The sequence below is a fragment of the Cohnella hashimotonis genome, assembly GCF_030014955.1.
GTDB classification, from domain to species: domain Bacteria; phylum Bacillota; class Bacilli; order Paenibacillales; family Paenibacillaceae; genus Cohnella; species Cohnella hashimotonis.
In genome coordinates this window covers 1,433,234-1,450,623 of record NZ_JAGRPV010000001.1, presented here as the reverse complement: position 1 = coordinate 1,450,623, position 17,390 = coordinate 1,433,234, and the positions used below count along the sequence as shown (strand labels likewise).

The 17,390-nt window shown below is 54.5% G+C and carries 16 protein-coding genes; 5 read left to right on the top strand and 11 right to left on the bottom strand.

All coding sequences use genetic code 11. The annotated features are described in order from the left end of the window. Positions 1-37 precede the first annotated feature (37 nt). From KB449_RS05675 to KB449_RS05660, 4 genes are all read left to right on the top strand, one after another. Positions 38-280 (top strand): hypothetical protein, encoded by a 243-nt coding sequence (locus KB449_RS05675; RefSeq protein ID WP_282907443.1) that lies wholly within the window; start codon positions 38-40, stop codon positions 278-280. 152 nt (positions 281-432) lie between these two features. After that, on the top strand, positions 433-582 hold the full coding sequence (locus tag KB449_RS05670; protein WP_282907442.1) for a hypothetical protein: 150 nt from the start codon (positions 433-435) through the stop codon (positions 580-582). 14 nt (positions 583-596) lie between these two features. Then, positions 597-842 (top strand): M23 family metallopeptidase, encoded by a 246-nt coding sequence (locus tag KB449_RS05665; protein ID WP_350356211.1) that lies wholly within the window; start codon positions 597-599, stop codon positions 840-842. Positions 843-867: 25 nt separating this feature from the next. Next, positions 868-1,434: an alpha/beta fold hydrolase gene (locus KB449_RS05660; RefSeq protein WP_350356267.1), complete on the top strand. Its 567-nt coding sequence runs from the start codon at positions 868-870 to the stop codon at positions 1,432-1,434. Positions 1,435-1,646: 212 nt separating this feature from the next. Here the strand turns inward: KB449_RS05660 and KB449_RS05655 are convergent, their stop codons facing one another. From KB449_RS05655 to KB449_RS05640, 4 genes are all read right to left on the bottom strand, one after another. Further along, positions 1,647-1,853 carry a hypothetical protein gene (locus KB449_RS05655; protein WP_282907441.1) on the bottom strand — a complete coding sequence of 69 codons (207 nt, stop codon included), beginning with the start codon at positions 1,851-1,853 and terminating at the stop codon, positions 1,647-1,649. 407 nt (positions 1,854-2,260) lie between these two features. Next, a complete protein-coding gene (locus KB449_RS05650) occupies positions 2,261-3,046 on the bottom strand; it encodes an AIM24 family protein (protein WP_282907440.1) in 786 nt (261 codons plus the stop codon). An 83-nt stretch (positions 3,047-3,129) separates the two neighbouring features. Next, positions 3,130-4,953: an FAD-dependent oxidoreductase gene (locus KB449_RS05645; protein ID WP_282907439.1), complete on the bottom strand. Its 1,824-nt coding sequence runs from the start codon at positions 4,951-4,953 to the stop codon at positions 3,130-3,132. A gap of 61 nt (positions 4,954-5,014) precedes the next feature. Beyond that, entirely contained in the window at positions 5,015-6,367 is a 1,353-nt protein-coding gene (locus KB449_RS05640) for an FAD-dependent oxidoreductase (RefSeq protein ID WP_282907438.1), read from the bottom strand. A gap of 120 nt (positions 6,368-6,487) precedes the next feature. Here KB449_RS05640 and KB449_RS05635 point away from each other — a divergent pair, with 120 nt between their 5' ends. After that, positions 6,488-7,531 (top strand): LacI family DNA-binding transcriptional regulator, encoded by a 1,044-nt coding sequence (locus KB449_RS05635; RefSeq protein ID WP_282907437.1) that lies wholly within the window; start codon positions 6,488-6,490, stop codon positions 7,529-7,531. Between the two features lie 18 nt (positions 7,532-7,549). Here the strand turns inward: KB449_RS05635 and KB449_RS05630 are convergent, their stop codons facing one another. The 7 genes from KB449_RS05630 to KB449_RS05600 form a co-directional block, all read right to left on the bottom strand. Continuing rightward, complete coding sequence (locus KB449_RS05630) at positions 7,550-8,260, bottom strand: hypothetical protein (RefSeq protein WP_282907436.1); 711 nt, start codon at positions 8,258-8,260, stop codon at positions 7,550-7,552. 26 nt (positions 8,261-8,286) lie between these two features. After that, entirely contained in the window at positions 8,287-10,374 is a 2,088-nt protein-coding gene (locus KB449_RS05625; RefSeq protein ID WP_282907435.1) for a 3-keto-alpha-glucoside-1,2-lyase-like domain-containing protein, read from the bottom strand. A gap of 120 nt (positions 10,375-10,494) precedes the next feature. Continuing rightward, positions 10,495-12,108, bottom strand: coding sequence for a response regulator transcription factor (locus KB449_RS05620; RefSeq protein ID WP_282907434.1), 1,614 nt, complete (start codon positions 12,106-12,108; stop codon positions 10,495-10,497). After that, positions 12,083-13,834: a sensor histidine kinase gene (locus KB449_RS05615; RefSeq protein WP_282907433.1), complete on the bottom strand. Its 1,752-nt coding sequence runs from the start codon at positions 13,832-13,834 to the stop codon at positions 12,083-12,085. Before KB449_RS05615 ends, KB449_RS05620 begins: the two co-directional genes overlap by 26 nt. Positions 13,835-13,914: 80 nt before the next feature. After that, positions 13,915-15,279 (bottom strand): ABC transporter substrate-binding protein, encoded by a 1,365-nt coding sequence (locus tag KB449_RS05610; RefSeq protein WP_282907432.1) that lies wholly within the window; start codon positions 15,277-15,279, stop codon positions 13,915-13,917. Positions 15,280-15,394: 115 nt separating this feature from the next. Continuing rightward, a complete protein-coding gene (locus tag KB449_RS05605) occupies positions 15,395-16,231 on the bottom strand; it encodes a carbohydrate ABC transporter permease (protein ID WP_282907431.1) in 837 nt (278 codons plus the stop codon). A gap of 46 nt (positions 16,232-16,277) precedes the next feature. Continuing rightward, a complete protein-coding gene (locus KB449_RS05600) occupies positions 16,278-17,219 on the bottom strand; it encodes a carbohydrate ABC transporter permease (protein ID WP_282907430.1) in 942 nt (313 codons plus the stop codon). Positions 17,220-17,390: the final 171 nt, after the last annotated feature.

Here is a 17,390-nt window from a genome sequence, read left to right as displayed (position 1 = left end):
AATAAAAGTTCTGAGCAAACGCCTGAAGATGACGCCCATGATGGGCACCGGGAGCGAGCTGTTGAAGGATGTGACGGCTTGGACGGGGACCTCCACGATGAATTTGAATGATTTCAAGTACAACACCTGGATGAATCAGTCCGGCAGCGTCGGCTTAAAGCTGGGCAGCTTGCCCGATCATGAGATTGTTCTGCTCCAGATCGTTCAACTGGAAAGGTTCCCTGACACGGACGCTGTCAAAACGAAGCAGAAATATACGCTGCCGTTCGCAAACGAGTAGTTCGTATTCTGGGGAGGAGAACATGCGCTGACGAACTACCACTACGATTACGAGGTACAGCGTTATGCCTACGATTTCATTCAAGCTAAGGAAGGCCGCTCCTATAGCGGGAACCCGGCCGAAAACGAAAGTTACTAGAGTTCGGTCAAGCAATGATAGCACCGAGAGACGGCACCATTGTGCAAGTCGTAAATGACATCGCGGATAACGAACCGGTCGGCACGATGAATGCGGATCAACCGATCGGCAATGTCGTCGTCCTGGACCACGGCGGCGGGAGTACAGCTTTCTGGCCCATTTGAAAAAAGGCTCTGTCGTGGTCGGCGTCGGCGACGCTGTGAAGAGAGGCGAGTTGCTCGGCCTTTGCGGAAATTCCGGCAACTCCAGCGAAGCGCATCTGCACTTCCAAGTGTCCGATAGCCCAAACCTATTTCAAGGAAAATCCATTCGAATCCATTGGGAGAACGGTCTGAACCCGCAGCAACTGTCGGCGTTTTGGTTGTTGCGGCGATATTGGGATCTGGTGCGATATATGAACAAGCGAGCGTCCGGAAGGATTTAAAAACGTATACCCCAAGCGGCAAGCTATACAAAGTTCACGGAGAAAATATGCATGTGTATGCGGGCGGTCAAGGGGATGTAACGGTTGTATTGGCTTCCGGCTGGGGCACGGCCAATCCGTATGTCGATTCCCCCCCCCCCTGTACGAGAAGCTGGCGCCGCATGTCAAATTCGCGGTATACGACCGGTTCGGCTATGGATACAGTGAAACGACGGACCAGAAGCGCGACATCGATACGGTAACGGAAGAAATACACGAAGCGCTGCAGGCAGCCGGCCAAAAGCCCCCTTACGTGTTGGCCGCGCATTCGCTGGGCTCGCTGGAGACGCTCCGGTTTGCGCAGAAATACCCGAACGAAGTGAAGGGCATCGTGATGCTCGATGCCGGCAGTCCGGAATTTTACTACAACGATACGATCGATTCCGCAGGCGGCTTTTTGAATAAGCTGCTCATCAAAACCGGCGTCATTCGGCTGCTTTTTCACTCGCAAGCTGTCATTGACAGCTCTCGCGCAAGCCACAACGGCTTGAAGTTCGTACCGGACGAGCTGAAGCGGATCGATCTGACCGCCACCTTGCGCTCACCGTGCTGACATCCGATTATTCGGGCGTTACCGATGACGTATGGGCGCGATACGAAAAAGAATTTACCTCCTGGTCCTCGCAAGCGAAGCAAATTGTGATCCAGGATTCCGAGCATTATATTCATCAATATCGCCCAGATCTCGTTGCGGATGAAATACTGGCTTTGGCTAGGCGGTAACTTCAAAATACCGCGCTTGATACCGCTTTGGCAGATGAACGGTCAGTGTGCCGCTGGAGGATTCGTAATAAAATCTTGCATCCGAATCGTCGCTTGGATACAGCTGCCGCACCTCCGCCTGCTTGCCTGCAAATAATGGCCCAGCGGCAGCTCCTGATCGCTTTCCGGGCTATCGAGCCGCCAGACCGACAGCAGCATTCGGATGCCGGCGCCGTTGACGGGCAGCATCACGATTACCGGCACCGTCAAGAAAAAGGATACGTCCGGCGGATGGCGTCAACGTAAAAATCATGAAAAACGGCACTCAAATCTGGCCGGCCAGCGGCAGGAGAAGCATTGCTTATAACGACACAACCGGCTACAGCGTAAATATCAGTACCCCGGTTGACGGCGAGCGATACCATTTTGTTTATCGTCAATGCCAACAACACCGTTTCTTACGACTCTACGGAATGGGATCCTGTTATCACGTATAATTGAGAAACGTTCGGTAACGGGACGGAAACGTGTTGCCTAAAAAAAATCGCCAATTCTCCTGATTTTAGTAGCTGGAGATTGGCAGTTTTTTATGTCGTGACAGTTTCGGTCGGCGCTGAAGGTCGTGCCCGCACCTTTACAACTGAAGGGCTGACTGAACGGCGCGCGGCAATCTTCAATCACACGGCTCCGATCCCCGGGCGATAGTTCATCAGCGGCGCCAGCCAGACGGTTCCGGTGCCGCGGTAGACGTTGACCAGCCCTTCGCCCGAGGCGGCGGAACCGATCAGCGTCTTGCTCGACCGTTCAACGGTAAAATCGAGCGAGTGCGACCACATGAGTGCGAAATTGCCGTCCACCTTAAGCACATCGTTCTCCAGTTCGACAACGACCGCTTCTTCCGTCGGAATCGGCGCTTCCAGCGCCAACACCCCTTTGCCCCGGGCGCTCAGATTGAACAGTCCCTCTCCGCCGAGCGCGGCGGACGACAGCGATTTACGCGAGACCACTTTAAGCTCCAACGACGTGTCGCACGCCAGGAACATGCCGTCGTCGATCGAAATATGATCGTTGTCGACGTCGATCAGCCAGATGAATTTGTACGTCGGCTCGAGCACAACCGTGCCGAACCCTTTGTACAACGGCTTGATCGCGCTTTCGCCGGATACGGCGCCCGATACCATGTTGCGGAACAGTCCGCCGACACCTTTGATTCCAGTCGTCATCTCGACATTGCCGGCCATGTACTGCATGGCGCCCGCGCTCATCGACACCTCGTTGCCTTGCAAATCGATCTTGACCTGCCTTTTCCGAACGTTGCTCTCTCTCATATAATAGTTCGCCTCGGCCTCCGACACCGACGTGCAGCTCAAATCCTCTTTGTACTCGAGCACGCTAAAACAGCCCAGTTGCTCCCGGATCACCACGTTGGCGTTGTCCGTCAAATTGCCGATGCGGATCGTCATTGTGAGCCTCCCGTATGTAAGATAGCCCCATTATACCGCAAAACGACAATTTATAAATTTATCCATTGATTTTATGCCCTTCTTTATTCATAACAGCGAATTTCGAATAATCGGGCATGGTCCAGCCCATTCGTGCCGTCGATATCTACACGCAGTTTTTTTACATTCTCCTCGTTCACTTTTCGGACGATTTGCCGGAGGTAGTTATTCTGGACTGAAAACAACAGCTGATCTTGAGATTCCGGGTCGGCGTACCCTACCGTCACACGGAAGTCCTTGATCGTCTCCGGCTGCGGCCCCCATTCCATCGTGTTCAATACTTCATCGGAATGGGTCAGGGTCAGTCTGCGATGCATGCCTGTGTCGAAGACGAACACGATCTCGCTGATCGACACTGGCGCCGGCCACTCCAGTTCGATCCAGGGCGCCGGATCGCCGGGCTGCGACATCCAGCGATGCGTTCCGGGGACGGTCAATTCCGGTCTGGCGCCGCCCGGTCCATGCATCGATCGGGTATAGCCGTCGGTTACGTTGGCAGCTTGGCCTTCCGGCTGTTCGGAAGAAGCGCGAATGACCGCACTTGACGCCAAGTTATCCTTTGCCGGCGCGATACCGGGTAGATAGACATCCTGCCTCAAAAGCTGCCGTTGAACGTTCTGAATGAACGCCATGTCGGAAAGCGCATCGTTCAGCGTTATCCCGGATTGAACGATTAAAGCGGCAGCCGTGCCCGCGCCTTGTCCCATCGCGGCGCAGGTCCCCATCACACGCGTACTGGAGAAAGCGATATGCGTTGCCGAGATGTTTCGTCCGGCGAACATGAGGTTTTCCACGTTGGCGCTGATGAGCGCTCTGAGCGGGATGCCGTACACATACGGGCTGAACGGTTGATGGGCCGGATTCAGCTCGGTCGCATCGATGCCTTCCGGCGGATGCGTGTCCATCGGCCATCCGCCGTATGCGATGACATCGTCAAAGTGACGCGCTTGTTCCAGATCGGCCTGCGTAAGCAAGTATTTTCCGATAAAACGGCGCGACTCCCTTTTTCCCGGCACAAATCCGAACCAATCCAGCGCCCAATTTTCCGATTCCGGATGATTGCCGCTATTTTTGATATGATCCCAGACGCCCAGCATAATCGCCAGCAGTTCGTCCCGAATCGTCTCGTTTTCGGCGATCGTGTCCATCATGCCCCCGAATTCGACCCACCAATAGCCGTATTCCCAGGTATCGTGGCTTCGAAACTTCAGATCGTCTTCCGAAAATTTGCGCGCCCAAGCGGGCGGTATGAAACGCATAGGCCTCCCGGTATCCCGGGTCGTGAACAACAGCGACGATCCCTGTCGATACGGGTCCCCGTTCTCGCTCGCGAGTGTCTCCCCATACTCGCTGGCCGCCTCGCGCCCTGTCTTATATAAAGCGCCCGCTTCCATGCCAAGCCGTCCGTCCCCTGTGCAATCCATATACAATTTAGCATGGATCCGGAACCGATGCTCCGTGCTCTCTCTAACCGCCAGAACGGATGCAATCCTTCCCTCCTTCACATCCGCTTCAATCACCGTTGTGTTCAGCAATAACGTCAGATTCGGCTCGGCCCTGCATTTCTCGTAAAGGATCAAGTCGAACATCGAGGCGCTCCGCTGGGGATTGCGAACAGCGTTTTCCAGCAGAATTTCCTCAATCATTCCGCCTTCGCGCGCTTCCGTTTCCAGCTCCTTTCTCCGTTTGGAGTTAGCCGCCCCGACGATATGCATCCGTATTTCGGAAGAAGCGTTCCCCCCCAGCACAGGCCGATCTTGGCAGAGCACGACCTTTGCGCCGTTGCGGGCGGCTGCGACCGCTGCCGACACGCCCGAGATTCCTCCCCCGGCTACTAAAATGTCAGGCTCCAATTTCTGAATCGCCACCAAATGAAGATACCTCCGTTATAATCGAATTTCAGTACAGAACGGCATTCATCGCCTATCTTCAGCCGTAGCGTTCGTTGATCGCATCTCCCAGCCAGGCTCCCTGACGGACAAGCCTGCGCTGCAAGGTCTCGATATCGACGGCGCGCGTCTCGCGCAAGCCTTGTTCGGCCAGAATCGCCGCTGCAGTGCCGGCGGCTTCGCCCATAGCGAAGCAATTCGGCATGACCCGTGTGGAGCCTTGCGTCGCCCGGTCGGTCGAGATCGCCCTGCCCGCTACGATGACATTGTCGATGCCGACGGGCAGCAGCGCACGATAAGGGATGCCGTGCGATTCTCCCGGCGGCAGATGGACCATCGTCATGCCGCTCGTCGGCTTCGCCATATGAATATCGATGAAGTAGGCGTTGCGCGCGATATCGTCCGGGAATGAACGACATTTGAGAAAATCGTCTGCCGTGACGATATAATCGCCGACGATCCGGCGGGTCTCCCGGATGCCGATCTGCTCTCCCGTCAGCGCAAGGAAGGCATGCTCGAAGCCCGGAATCGATTCCCGGAGCCATGCCGTGATGTGCTCTACGAGCGCGCGGCCTTCAATCGCGCCGCGCGTGAGGTCGTCCGCGTTCGAGCCGTCGATTCCGAAGACGTGCCCGAAGTTAAAGCCCGCCGTATGATCGTTCAGCCATGAGATGCCGGCCCAATCTCTGGCGACGCGCAGCCGCCCTTCGCTTTTCGCCTTGTTGATCGCATGCTTCAGGTCGCTGCCGTGGGTGTCGGCGCCGGCGAGAAACTTTTGCCGGTCCAGATTGTTGAGGACGAAGCACATCGTGCCCGGCTGGAGCTCGCCGTCGTCCCCGCCTTTGACCAACCGCCCTCCGGCCAGATGCGTAAGGTCGGCATCGCTCGTCGCGTCGATGAAGAGCGCAGCCTTCACCGCCTGCGTCCCGGATTTGTTGTGAATGACGACGGCCTCGATCGTGCCGCCTTGTTGAACAACGTGTCCGACGAACGTATGGTACAGCACTTTGACGCCGGCCTCCGCCACTTTATGGTCCAGCAAGCGTTTTAACACTTCCGCGTCAATCGGCACCCAATCGAGCTCATCCCGCCACTCCTCCTGGAACGAAGCCTCCATCTTCTGCTTCATATCGTCGAGGATCTCAAGGCCTATGCCTCGGATCACCGGTTTGACATGATCGGTGTACGGGCAAAAGGCGGGAACCTGCGACACCGTCGCCATGCCGCCCAGATACCCTCTTTGCTCGATGAGCAGCACGGATGCTCCGTTCCTGGCAGCGGCGAGCGCGGCGCCGACGCCGGCCGGACCCCCTCCGGCCACGACGACATCCACATTCGCGTAGACGGATAGTTCGCGCGCCGGCAAGAGCAGCGTTTGTACGGGATCGGTCAATGAGAACACCTCCAACAATTTGTTTTCATTGTACCGCCATCAAAGCTTCATTTTTAGTTTTATTTTTGTTTCACTTTTCCCTATAATGTAAACAGAAGATGCGAATGCGAGGAATTCATCATGCCGAATAAGAAGAAGATCACGCTGCAAACGATAGCCGATCAATTGGGACTGACCGTCCATACCGTATCCAAGGCGCTTCGCGGCTTGCCGGGCATGTCCGAAGAGACGCGCAGCGAAGTGATCGGACTGGCCGGCCGGTTGGGATACCGGACGAAGGAACAAGAGCGGGGCATGGCGGTGGAGCGAATTCCGATTTATTCCTCGAAGCCGCGGAGATTCGCGTTTATCGTCCCGCATGAGGGACTTGTCGTTATTCATCAAAAGTTATATGAAGGGGTCCAATCGAGGCTGGCGGCGTTCGGTCATAAGCTCGAGATGCTGTTTGCGCCGCCGGACCAAGGATCCGAGGCGGCATTCGATGATTGGGCGGATACAAATGGCCTGCATTATACAGACGGTCTTTTTCTGACCCCGATGATCGCCGCAAAAATCGAAGAACAATTGCTGCGCTTGCCTGTAACCAAAATATTGCTCAACTATCCGCCGCCCGCCGCCCAAGTGGACAGCTTGATCTGGGACGTCTCCTCCGCCGTTCATCAATCCGTGCGGTACCTGCTGGATCGGGGACACCGGCGGATTCTGTATATCGGAGACATCCGTTTGCATCGAGGCTTTCGCCTGCGTTGGCAGGCATTTCAGGAAGCGATGAATTCGGCCGGATTGTCTGCGGAGGAAGACCGCCATCTGACCCGGGCCGGATCGAAGGAATGGTATACCGCCATGCTGTCGGATCTGCTCATACGAGAAAAGCCGACCGCCATTCTCTCCGGCCTGGAGCAGGATCTGGCCTGGGTGTATTACGGATGCAGCCTGCTGGGCCGCCACATTCCAAGCGACTATTCCCTGATCGGTCTGGAGCATGCGCCGAATGCGCACCTGCCCGATTTGACCAGGCCTGAGCTGCCCATCAAGGAAGTTGGCGTTCGCGGCGCGGATCGCATGCTGTGGAGACTGTCCAATCCGAATCTTCCGTATGAGCATATCCGGCTCCAAGGGGGATTCCACAGAGGGTCGACGGTGTTGGAGGCTCCTGCCGAATGAGATCGTGCAAGCCGGCCTTCACAGCGCGATTTTCTCATACAGCTGCCGGTTCAGCTCTATCGTTGCCTGCTCAAGCTGCTCGTCGATCCATCTCTCATAATTCGTTTCGCCCTTTTGCTCCTGCAGCCACTGCTTGAGGGCGAGAACCGTGTTGGCGACGACATATTGGTAATAAGCCGATTCGCTGAATTCGCGAGGACCGAAGATGACCTGGCCGGCGGCAACCCGCCTGGCGCGTTCCCGGTTCTCCGTCTCCCACCCTTGGAGAAAGGCGTCATAACCGATTGCAGCATGAAGTCCCGCCTTAACGGCTGCTTGTTCGCGAATCCGATCTTCCTCCAGGAGACGCAGCGTCGCTTCCTTCAGCCTCTCAAGCGATGATTTCCCGCCGCAGGATGCGCTCCAAAATGTCGATTCGTTGGGATCCAGGCCGTAGTTCTGCTGGCAGTACATCATGATCTCCCCGCGCAGCCTCGGCATCCGGGCTTTAAACTCCTTCAGCGTCACGGCATCGCCGTTCACCAGCGTCACCACCTCATCGCCATTCGTTGGCTCAGCATGCCCTGCGGTCCTGTTTGGAGAGGAAGCGGGCAACGATCCGAACAATCCGAATGATCCGAACGGTCCGAACGATCCGAATGCCCCTGAAGCCAAGCACGCCAGCGCGAGCGCTGCGATTAATCCCGCTATCAGAAATCCATAACGTCTTTTCCGATCGGTCCTGACCATCGCCGCTTCCCCTCCTTGCATTCGCCTTACTGTACGACGTTTACGTCGTCGATTCGGGCTGTACTGGACACCATCCGAATGCCGATTTTGCCGGCCGCCAGCGCCGATGAATCCGTCCATTGGACAAGCTGAACGCCATCTACGTAGCCGGTTATGGAAGAACCGACGACTTTCACCTTCATCGCCGCCCATTGGCCGGGGTTGACCGTGCAGCCGGCACTGCTCACGAGCGTCATGGTGCCTCCGCTTTTCTTGTACAGCTCAGCCTTGTCCCCACTATCGTTCAAGCGGAACAAATAGTAATTGGCATTGTCTGCGTACCGGAATAGCAGCCCAGCGTTGCCGAAAGACGTAAGCAGCTTGACTCGCGCCGAATACGTATAATCGCTCCAGATCCCATTGCCCTTATAAGCCACCGCTTCACCGGCGGACGTATTTTGCGATAGCGTCACACTTCCATCCGTCGCCGTCCCCCAGGAGCCGCCTGAGACCGTCCAATCGCTGATATCATTGTCTTCAAAGTCGTCGGACAAAAGCGTCACCGGCGGCGTAATCGAACCAGCGTATTCAAATGCCCCAATGTCAGGTGCTCCATTGTACAGGGCGTTTCCATAAAAGTCCTTGCCGCCGTTATTGGCAACCGCCGCTCCCGCATTGATCAGAGGAGACGTCGACAGAAGCTTGTACCCGTCCGCCGTGGCGCGGCCAGTCGCGGTATTCGGACTTACGAATTGCGGATTGCCAACGATTTTGTTCGGATCGCTTGGCACGCTGGCGTTCAAGCCGTAGAAGCTGTTATGATCGTAGGTCATTCTCGGGCTGTTGGTATATTGTCCGCTTGCTCCGTTATAGAAAATATTGTTCGTATAATAAGCCATCCCGGTGTCGCTGGCATGCGTCAGCGCTCGGTTCTGCGTTCCGGAGCGATAAATAACGTTGTTGTAAACGTAAAGATTGCCTCCGCCGTTAACCAGGTTAAATGCGCCGTTGCCGTCGAGGTCATTCTGGCTGATGTTGTAGCGGAACGTGTTGTCGTTCGTATTGTTCATCACGAGCAGCGTGCCGCCCTGATTGTTGTGGCTGTAGTTGTATTGGTATACGCTTCCCGTTACCTGAATGTCAAAATCCCACGGTTGACCGTCGCCTTCCAGCTTGCGGGTATCGAATGCCTCGTTGTACTGAAACACCGCTCCCGTCGTATAATACGCCCACTGTGCCGCGACTACGGCAATGTGGTCTAAATAGTTCACGATGCCGGTGTTCACGTTGCAAGCGTTGCCGATTGCATTGGTTGTATTGTACTCAATGAGGGGCGCCACGGCAGCCCGAACGAGAATACCGTCACGGTGAATTTTCTCCACATAGTTGCCGCGGATGACAACATTTTTGAAGGCGTCGTACTTATGCGCCCAACCGCTGTTCGAGAACGCATCCGTCATCGTCTGAATGCCCGTATCCGCCACGTTGACGACCGTATTATTCTCGATCAGGATGTCGTCCCACGTGCTCTCGACCGACGTATTCGTTCCTCTTGCATGGAAGTTGATGCCTCCCGTACGGCGATCTGTGCCAAACACGTCATGAATGTCGATGTTCCTGATGTAAATATGTTTGAAACTCCCGGCTCCGGTCCCCTCTCCTACGACAAGAACGCCGCTTCGCCTCATGTCGGTCGGCTGCTCTCCGCTCGTGATCTCCAGATTATTGATCTCCCAGTAGGATACGTTGCGCAGGCGAACGCCGAATCCTTCTCCGTTTACGCTCGTATTGCCGAAATGGATCATCGGTTTGGAACCGCTTCCATAACGGTCCACGACAATGGGACTTCCGCTGACTCCCGAGCCCTTCAAGTCTAAATATTGATTGCTCCACACGCCTCCGGCTTTAAGCAAAATGCGGTCTCCCGGTGCGAAAGTTACCGCGTTCACCTTGGCGAGCGTCTTCCACGCCGACGTTGCGCTCGTTCCCGAAGCGTTGTCGTCCCCCTGCGCGGCGTCCACGTAATACGTCGTGCCCGCCGCCATGGCTACCGGCGATGCAGCCGGCATCAGACTTGCCAGCAGCAGACTAACCAACACGAGCAAAGGCAGTACCGCTTTTCTTCGTCTCACCATTCGCCATCGTTCCTCCTTTTTACGGGTGTGTTTAGTCCACCTCCCGTAGCTTCATCATAAATGGAAACGCTTGACGAGCGCGTACAATCTCATTGCCTGTTCAGGTGCAAAGTTTTGACTTTATTCCTCCTGCTCTCTGCTGCTATGATTCTGGAACTTATATTCGCTTGGGCTATTGCCGCTGTATTTTTTGAATACTTTGGAAAAATAGGCGCGATTGGAGAAACCGAGGGTGTACGCCACGTTTTCCACCGTTTCGTTCGGCTGGCTGAGCATCGTAATGGCCATATGCATCTTGTATTGGTTGACGTAATCGGTAAAATTGACGCCTGTCATCTTTTTAAAATAGCGCGAGAAATAGCTGGCATTCAGATGCAGGTGATTCGCCATTTCCAAAGAGGAGACCATACGGTCGATATGTTCGTCGAGGAACCGGTCGATCTCCTGCAGTCGAATCTCTTTTTCCTGACCGGATACCGGCGCCAGCGTATGCTGTCTCCACAGATTCCGCAGTTCCCGCTTGGTTAATTGCGCGGCTTCCTCGACGTGTACGGCCTGACCCAGCAGAATGAAAAAGCGGCTCTCGGCGATGCCCTTCGATTCGAACACCATGTGACGGACGAGATCGCCGCAAATTTCTTTGACGACCCGTGGCAGGAGCCTCTCGGCGACGACCTGCTGAATCCAGGGATTAATGGCCATATCGATCCATGCGGCATTGCCTTCCTCGAGCGCCAGCGACAGCATGCTCCGTTCTTTTTCCCAGCCCCGCTCCGGCATTTGCCGGAATCCTCCGGATTGTCCCACGGCGGTGATGGCCGTGGTTTCCGGATTGCTATCGTAGAAAAGGTTGTCCCGGCGTTCGCTCAGCGATTTATAACCGGTATCGAATTTCTGCAGCGGCACGGTCTGCTCCGCATAAAACCCTCTGACCCTGATTTTCAAATAGTACGCGACTTTTGCGCGAACCGATTCCATAAAATCGATCAACGGTTGATAGGAATCATCAGGGCCCGTCACATTCCAAACGAGATAAAGTCCCGATTCCTGCGTTAAAATCGGCGTAATCGCCCCGTGCGCTGCGGATAATTCCATGGCAATATTGTTCACAGCGAAATGAATGAGGCGTACATCCGCGTAGCCGTAGCGCTCGATCAAGGAAGCGGCGTCGACATGAAGGAAGCCTTGGCGGAAGTACGGAAGCCTCCATGAGATGCCAAGGCGTTCGCCTAATGCGAGCGTCTGCGCGGCGTCGATGCCCGGTGACAGCAATTGCGCCAGCAAGCTTTGCAGCAGCACCTCTTTGTTGCGTTCGACCGTCTGCCGGAGCGAATATTGTTCCAGCAGCTCCTCTCTGTTGCGAAGTCGATTTTCCGCTTTACGCAGACTTGTCTTGAGCTGCTCGATCGATAACTCATCCTTGATCAAATAATCGTCGGCTTCGAGCTGGAACGCTCGTTTGGAATATTGGAAGTCTTCATAACAGGTCAGGAATACGAGCCGGACCTCCGGCTTGGCCATCCGGAACGCTTCGGCGAGCTCGAATCCGTCCATGCCCGGCAGACCGATGTCGACGATGACGACATCCGGCAGCGTCTCATGAAAATCCTCCAGCGCCCGGTCGCTGCTGGAAGCCGAAGCCACGAGCTTCAGCTCGATATCGAGAGATTCCAGCAAATACGCCACATACTCCAGCATCGGGACATCGTCATCGATCAGCATGACCTTCATCATCATTGTCCGTCTCCTTTCCGATCGCGATCGGGATGTAAAAGGTAAAGATCGTACCGCCGCCTTCGCGAGCCGCTGCCTTCAGCCGCGCCTGATCCCCGTACAGCACTTGCAGTCGGCGTGCCGTGTTGACCAGGCCTACGCCTTTCTCTGGCTGCGACGGCAGCTCGTCCGCCATCCCGAGCATCCGTCGGTTCAAACGGGCGAGGTTCTCCTCGCTGAGCCCCTTGCCGTTGTCTCCGATCGCAATCACCAGCATGCGGTCATGAATCGCGGCGCTCAGATCGATGGTCGGATTTTCCGGCCTGGCAGACAACCCGTGTTGGATCGCGTTCTCGACGATCGGCTGCAGTAGCAGCCTCGGCAGCTCGATCGACTCTGTTCCTTCTCCCAGCTCGTAATCGAACGCAATGCGCATCCGGTTGCGAATTTGCATGACCTGCACATAACTTCCCAGCACCTTGCACTCTTCGGCCAGCTTAAGCGGTTCGTCGATATGAACGTAGGCCCGCAGCAGCTTCATCAAGGCGTCCATCATCGTTCCGTGCGGCTCGTCGCCGCTCAGCAGCAAGCTGACTTTGATCGAATTGAGCGTGTTCAGGAGAAAATGCGGACGAATCTGCGCGGCCAACGCTTTAAGCTCCAGCAGGCTTTTCTCCTCCTGCTCGCTTTCCACCTTTAACAGCAGTCCGTTAATGTCGTCCAGCATCTGGTTAAACGCGGCGGACAGAACGGCCACCTCGTCTTTGCCTTTCACGGGAATACGGACATCGCGCTTGCCCCCAACGTACTGCTTGACACTGAGACGCAGCATGCTGATCGGTCTGTTGATATGACCCGCCCAGAACAGGGACAGGATGAGGAACGCGAAGAAAAACAAGCCCACGAGCGATAGGGACACCAAAAACTCCCGGTTAATCTGGCTGTCGATAAACGTTCGAGGCATCATGCTGGTGAGTTCCCAGCCCGTCTTCGGTATGGAAACCCTTGTCGTCAGCATGCCGCCGGAATCCGCGGGCACAGGCTTGCCTTTAACAGCAATGGTCTCGCCCGACCGGTCGGCGAGCGTGAAGCTCATGTCGGGATTGCCGGTGTCCAGCAAGCTGTGGAAATACGATTGGGGGATCCCGACGAACATGGTCGCCAGCTTCTCGCGATTGCGCGGATCGACGATGAGGCGGGCTGCATAATAGTAGTCCGGAGCGACGTCAGCCTCGCCGGAAGCAAACCATTGCAGGGAAGTCGTTTCCTTCTCATCCAGTCGACTGCTCTCCCGCAAAAAGGATGGCGGCAGCGCAGAAAATAAGGGAACGGATTTATCGCCCAGGATCAATCGATTTTTCTTATTTACAATCATCATCTTCAAGTTAGCATCCGCCGATTGCATCAACAACAGATCGGCTACGGAATCGAGCCGCGTGTAAGATTGAAAAGTCGCGAAATCGGCAAAGCTTTCGGCATCCTTCAGATGCCGAAAGCTCTCCAAAATATCCGGATTGTACGTTTGGGAAAAATAAACCGATGCGAAGGAGATGCTGTCGATCGTCTTATCCAGTTGGTTCGCAATGACCGTCAGCGTTTCTTCGTTGGAACGAGCGAGTTTGTCGCTTACGTTCTGCTTGACCGAAGAATAGGCCCAAAAGGTTACGGCGATAAACGGCAAGAGGATAAGCATCAGGAACGAGAACTGCATTTTGCGGTGAAACGAAAATCGGCTTAACCATTCCATGATATCGATCGACCACCCGAAATCCCATAATACGCTTTATTATAGCTTATCCCGTGCCGGCTCTCCGTCCGTTAACCGCTTTATTTGTTCGCATCAACCACTTTTTTCACTTCATTTGTCATCGTCGTCTTCACCTCATCGAAGCCGAGGTGGTTCAGCATATAGCTGGAGAAGCCGTTCTCCACGATCGTTTTCAATTCTGATCCATAAGGCACGCTGAACGCATTCGGCACTTTGATGCGCGGATCGAACAGCGTCTTGGTCAACGATTCGGTGTCGATCAGATTTTGATTGTCTTTGTAAAAATCTTTGATCAGCGCGGCTCCGTCGGCACCTTTGTAGGCGGGAACTTCGTTCGTGTACTTGGAAGATTCCTTCGACATCCATCTCACGAAGTCGTAGGCCGCTTCCTTATGCTTCGATTTTGCGCCGATCGCAAGCGGAGCGCCGGAAATATTGGTCATGCCGACTTCTTGCGAATCGATGGAGCGCGGAATCGGCGCGTATACCATCTGGAAGTCGTGCGGGAACTTCTGCAGGTTCAGACCTGCTCGTACGACATAGCTAGGCACCGCCAGCATGCTGGCATTGCCGGCAAAAAACTGCTGCAGGACATGGTAGTTGGAGGCCAGCACATCCGCATACGGCTCCACGCTCTTGTCCTTCTCTTCCATGTCGCGACGCAGTTCGAAGAAGTACTTGAAGGAAGGATCGTCGAAGATCGGGTTCAAGTCGGCATCCAGCTGCGGATTCGGGCGTTCGGTATAAGCGATGACATTGGCGTATTCGCCCCAAGTGTGGAAGTACGTCCCGTAATGTCCGTCCACCGTCAGCTTCTTGGCATACTCGCGGAAGTCGTCCCACGTCCATCCCATCTCGGGAAGCTTTAGACCCGCCTTGTCCAGATGCTCGCGATTGAATACGGTGAGCCATTGTGTCGAGCTCGTCAAGAGACCGTAAATTTGATTGTCGAACTTAACCAGCTTGGTATATTCGTCTTCCGGCTTCACATTTTCTTTGTCAAAATACGCGTTCAGCGGCTCCACGACGCCCCTCGAAGCCCGTTCAAGCACTTCGTCTTCGTTGCCGGTCATGAACACGTCAATGACTTCGCCGCTTCCGATCATAATGTCCAATTTCTTCACAAAATCCGTACTGTTGCTGTTTTGTACGAGGGAGACGTATTCCACTTCCACCTTGTCCTGCGATTCATTGTACGCCTGAACGGCCTTGTACGTCGGCTCATCCGGATTGTTCGCTTTAAACGTGTAAAATTTGATCTGTTCTTTGCCGGCCGCCTGCCCGCTTGCCGTGGATGCATTCGTCCCGGATGCATTTGTCCCGGATGCCTTCGTCCCGGAAGCGTTATTGCCGTTGTTGCTTCCGCATGCGGCCATGGAGAGAACCACGAGCAGACTCGTTGCCCACAATGCTGTTTTCTTCAAAATCATTTCCCCCTTTAGTGGATGCTGCAAGCTCATTATACAGCCCCTGCCACTGCCTATACCGTCTACAGAATTGAGTTGTTTGCGTATACATTTTTGACCTACCAAGTGCCGATCATCCTTTGACCCCGCCGATCGCAATTCCGTTTATGACCTGTTTTTGCAGCAGGAGGAACAGCACGATGAGCGGTACGATCGCCGCAACGGAAGCCATCATCATCACCGCGATTCGCGTGCCGAACTCCTCCTGAAAAAATTGCATGCCCAGCGGAATCGTGAATAGCTTCGTCGAATTCAGCATGATAAGCGGCCCTTGATAATCGTTCCAGGTCCAGATGAATTTGATGATGCCCACCGTCGCCAATATCGGCTTGCTTAAGGGGAGCATGACGTTCCAGAATACGCGGAAGAATCCCGCGCCGTCCAATTCCGCCGCTTCGAGCAAATCGTTATGGATGCCCGCCATGAATTGGCGCAGAAGGAATGAGATATAGCTGGAGAATATCCCCATCAAAATCAGTGCGGTGTGCGTGTCGTACAGCCCGATTTCCTTAATCATAATATAACGAGGAACTAAAGTAGCCTGCTCCGGGATCATCATGAACGCGAGCATCAGGCTGAACACGAATCCACGGCCTTTGAATTCCAGCTTGGATAGCGCGTATCCGGCCATGGATGAGATCAGAATCGTCGCCAGCGTGGAGATCGCCGCAATCTTGATCGAGTTCATGTAGAACAAGCCGAAGGAGACGTCGCCCAGCCATACGGCTTTGAAGTTTTCAACCAAATTCCATTCTTTCGGAATCCATTGAATCGGGAACGTCCATACATCCCGTTCCGTCTTAGCGGCGGCGGACAGCATCCAGAACAGCGGCAGCAAGAAGAATACGGATAATGCCGCGAAGAAAACGGTCAAAATCAGCTTGCTTGTCTTTATCCTAGTCAGTATCATCGCATGGGTTTCCTTTCATGTGGCGCTATTAATGGATCTTATGGCACTAGTAATGGACTTTCCGGTTTTGCGAGATCCAGGTAATCGACGTTACGAGCAGAATCATCAGAAACAGCGCCCACGACATGGCTGAAGCATAACCCATCTTAAAGCGCTCGAACCCTTCCTCGTAAATCTGGTACACAATGACCGTGCTCGCGTAGTTCGGGCCCCCGTTCGTCAAAAACTTGATCAGATCAAACACCTTAAAGGATGAAATGGTGCTCGTAATCGCCAGAAAAAAAATCGTCGGCCCCAGCAGCGGAACGGTAATGCGCCTGAACTGCTGAATGCCGGTCGCGCCGTCGATTCTGGCGGCTTCGTACAATTCCTCCGGGATGTTAGACATCCCGGCCAGAAAAATAATGATCTGATAGCCGAGAACCTGCCAGATATATATGACCATAATCGCGATCAGCGAGAAGCTCGTATCGACCAGCCAACGCGGCGGGTTAGACATCCCCATATCCATCAGCATTTGATTGAGCGGTCCCTTGGACGGGTGATAAAGCGCCTGCCATACGGCGGCAATCGCGACGGTCGAGCAAATATACGGAATAAAGAAGGCCACTTTAAAATACGTCTTCGCATACAGCTTTTTATGAATGAGCGCAGCCAGCACGATGCCGATCAACATCGTGAGCGGTACTGTGCCGACCGTAAACCAAACATTGTTCTTCAAAGCAAGGATAAAATGATCGTCCTTGAACAACTGTACGAAGTTGTCCAGTCCGATAAACCGGATCGCCGACAACCCGCCTACCAGGTTCCACTCCGTAAAGCTGAGCACGAGGCTCGAGATCAACGGAAATAGAGAGAGTACGATCAGACCGACGACTTCCGGCGCGATAAAGATCCATCCGGCCCATTGCTCTCGTCTTTTACGCGTCCAATATGTTTTTTGATTGGCACCCGCGACCGAATCTCCGGCAATCATCTGATCATTCATTCGCGTTTACCTCCAACGTATACATATCCATGTTAGCCTCTCTTTCCAGGCGGTCATCGTACTTGGCGTCGCCTGACATTCTAAGATGAATTCATTGTAGCAAGAGGCTTCGGGGAATACGGTACAGCCTTGCGACTCCTTTATGTGCATTATTTTGACCTGTATCGGACG

What these genes read in the sequence shown, in the direction of transcription:
- KB449_RS05675 (WP_282907443.1), top strand. Translation starts at nt 38, where the DNA reads ATGATGGGCACCGGGAGCGAGCTGTTGAAGGATGTGACGGCTTGGACG.
- KB449_RS05670 (WP_282907442.1), top strand. Translation starts at nt 433, where the DNA reads ATGATAGCACCGAGAGACGGCACCATTGTGCAAGTCGTAAATGACATC.
- KB449_RS05650 (WP_282907440.1), bottom strand. Translation starts at nt 3,046, where the DNA reads ATGACGATCCGCATCGGCAATTTGACGGACAACGCCAACGTGGTGATC.
- KB449_RS05635 (WP_282907437.1), top strand. Translation starts at nt 6,488, where the DNA reads ATGCCGAATAAGAAGAAGATCACGCTGCAAACGATAGCCGATCAATTG.
- KB449_RS05630 (WP_282907436.1), bottom strand. Translation starts at nt 8,260, where the DNA reads ATGGTCAGGACCGATCGGAAAAGACGTTATGGATTTCTGATAGCGGGA.
- KB449_RS05625 (WP_282907435.1), bottom strand. Translation starts at nt 10,374, where the DNA reads ATGGTGAGACGAAGAAAAGCGGTACTGCCTTTGCTCGTGTTGGTTAGT.
- KB449_RS05620 (WP_282907434.1), bottom strand. Translation starts at nt 12,108, where the DNA reads ATGATGAAGGTCATGCTGATCGATGACGATGTCCCGATGCTGGAGTAT.
- KB449_RS05615 (WP_282907433.1), bottom strand. Translation starts at nt 13,834, where the DNA reads ATGGAATGGTTAAGCCGATTTTCGTTTCACCGCAAAATGCAGTTCTCG.
- KB449_RS05605 (WP_282907431.1), bottom strand. Translation starts at nt 16,231, where the DNA reads ATGATACTGACTAGGATAAAGACAAGCAAGCTGATTTTGACCGTTTTC.
- KB449_RS05600 (WP_282907430.1), bottom strand. Translation starts at nt 17,219, where the DNA reads ATGAATGATCAGATGATTGCCGGAGATTCGGTCGCGGGTGCCAATCAA.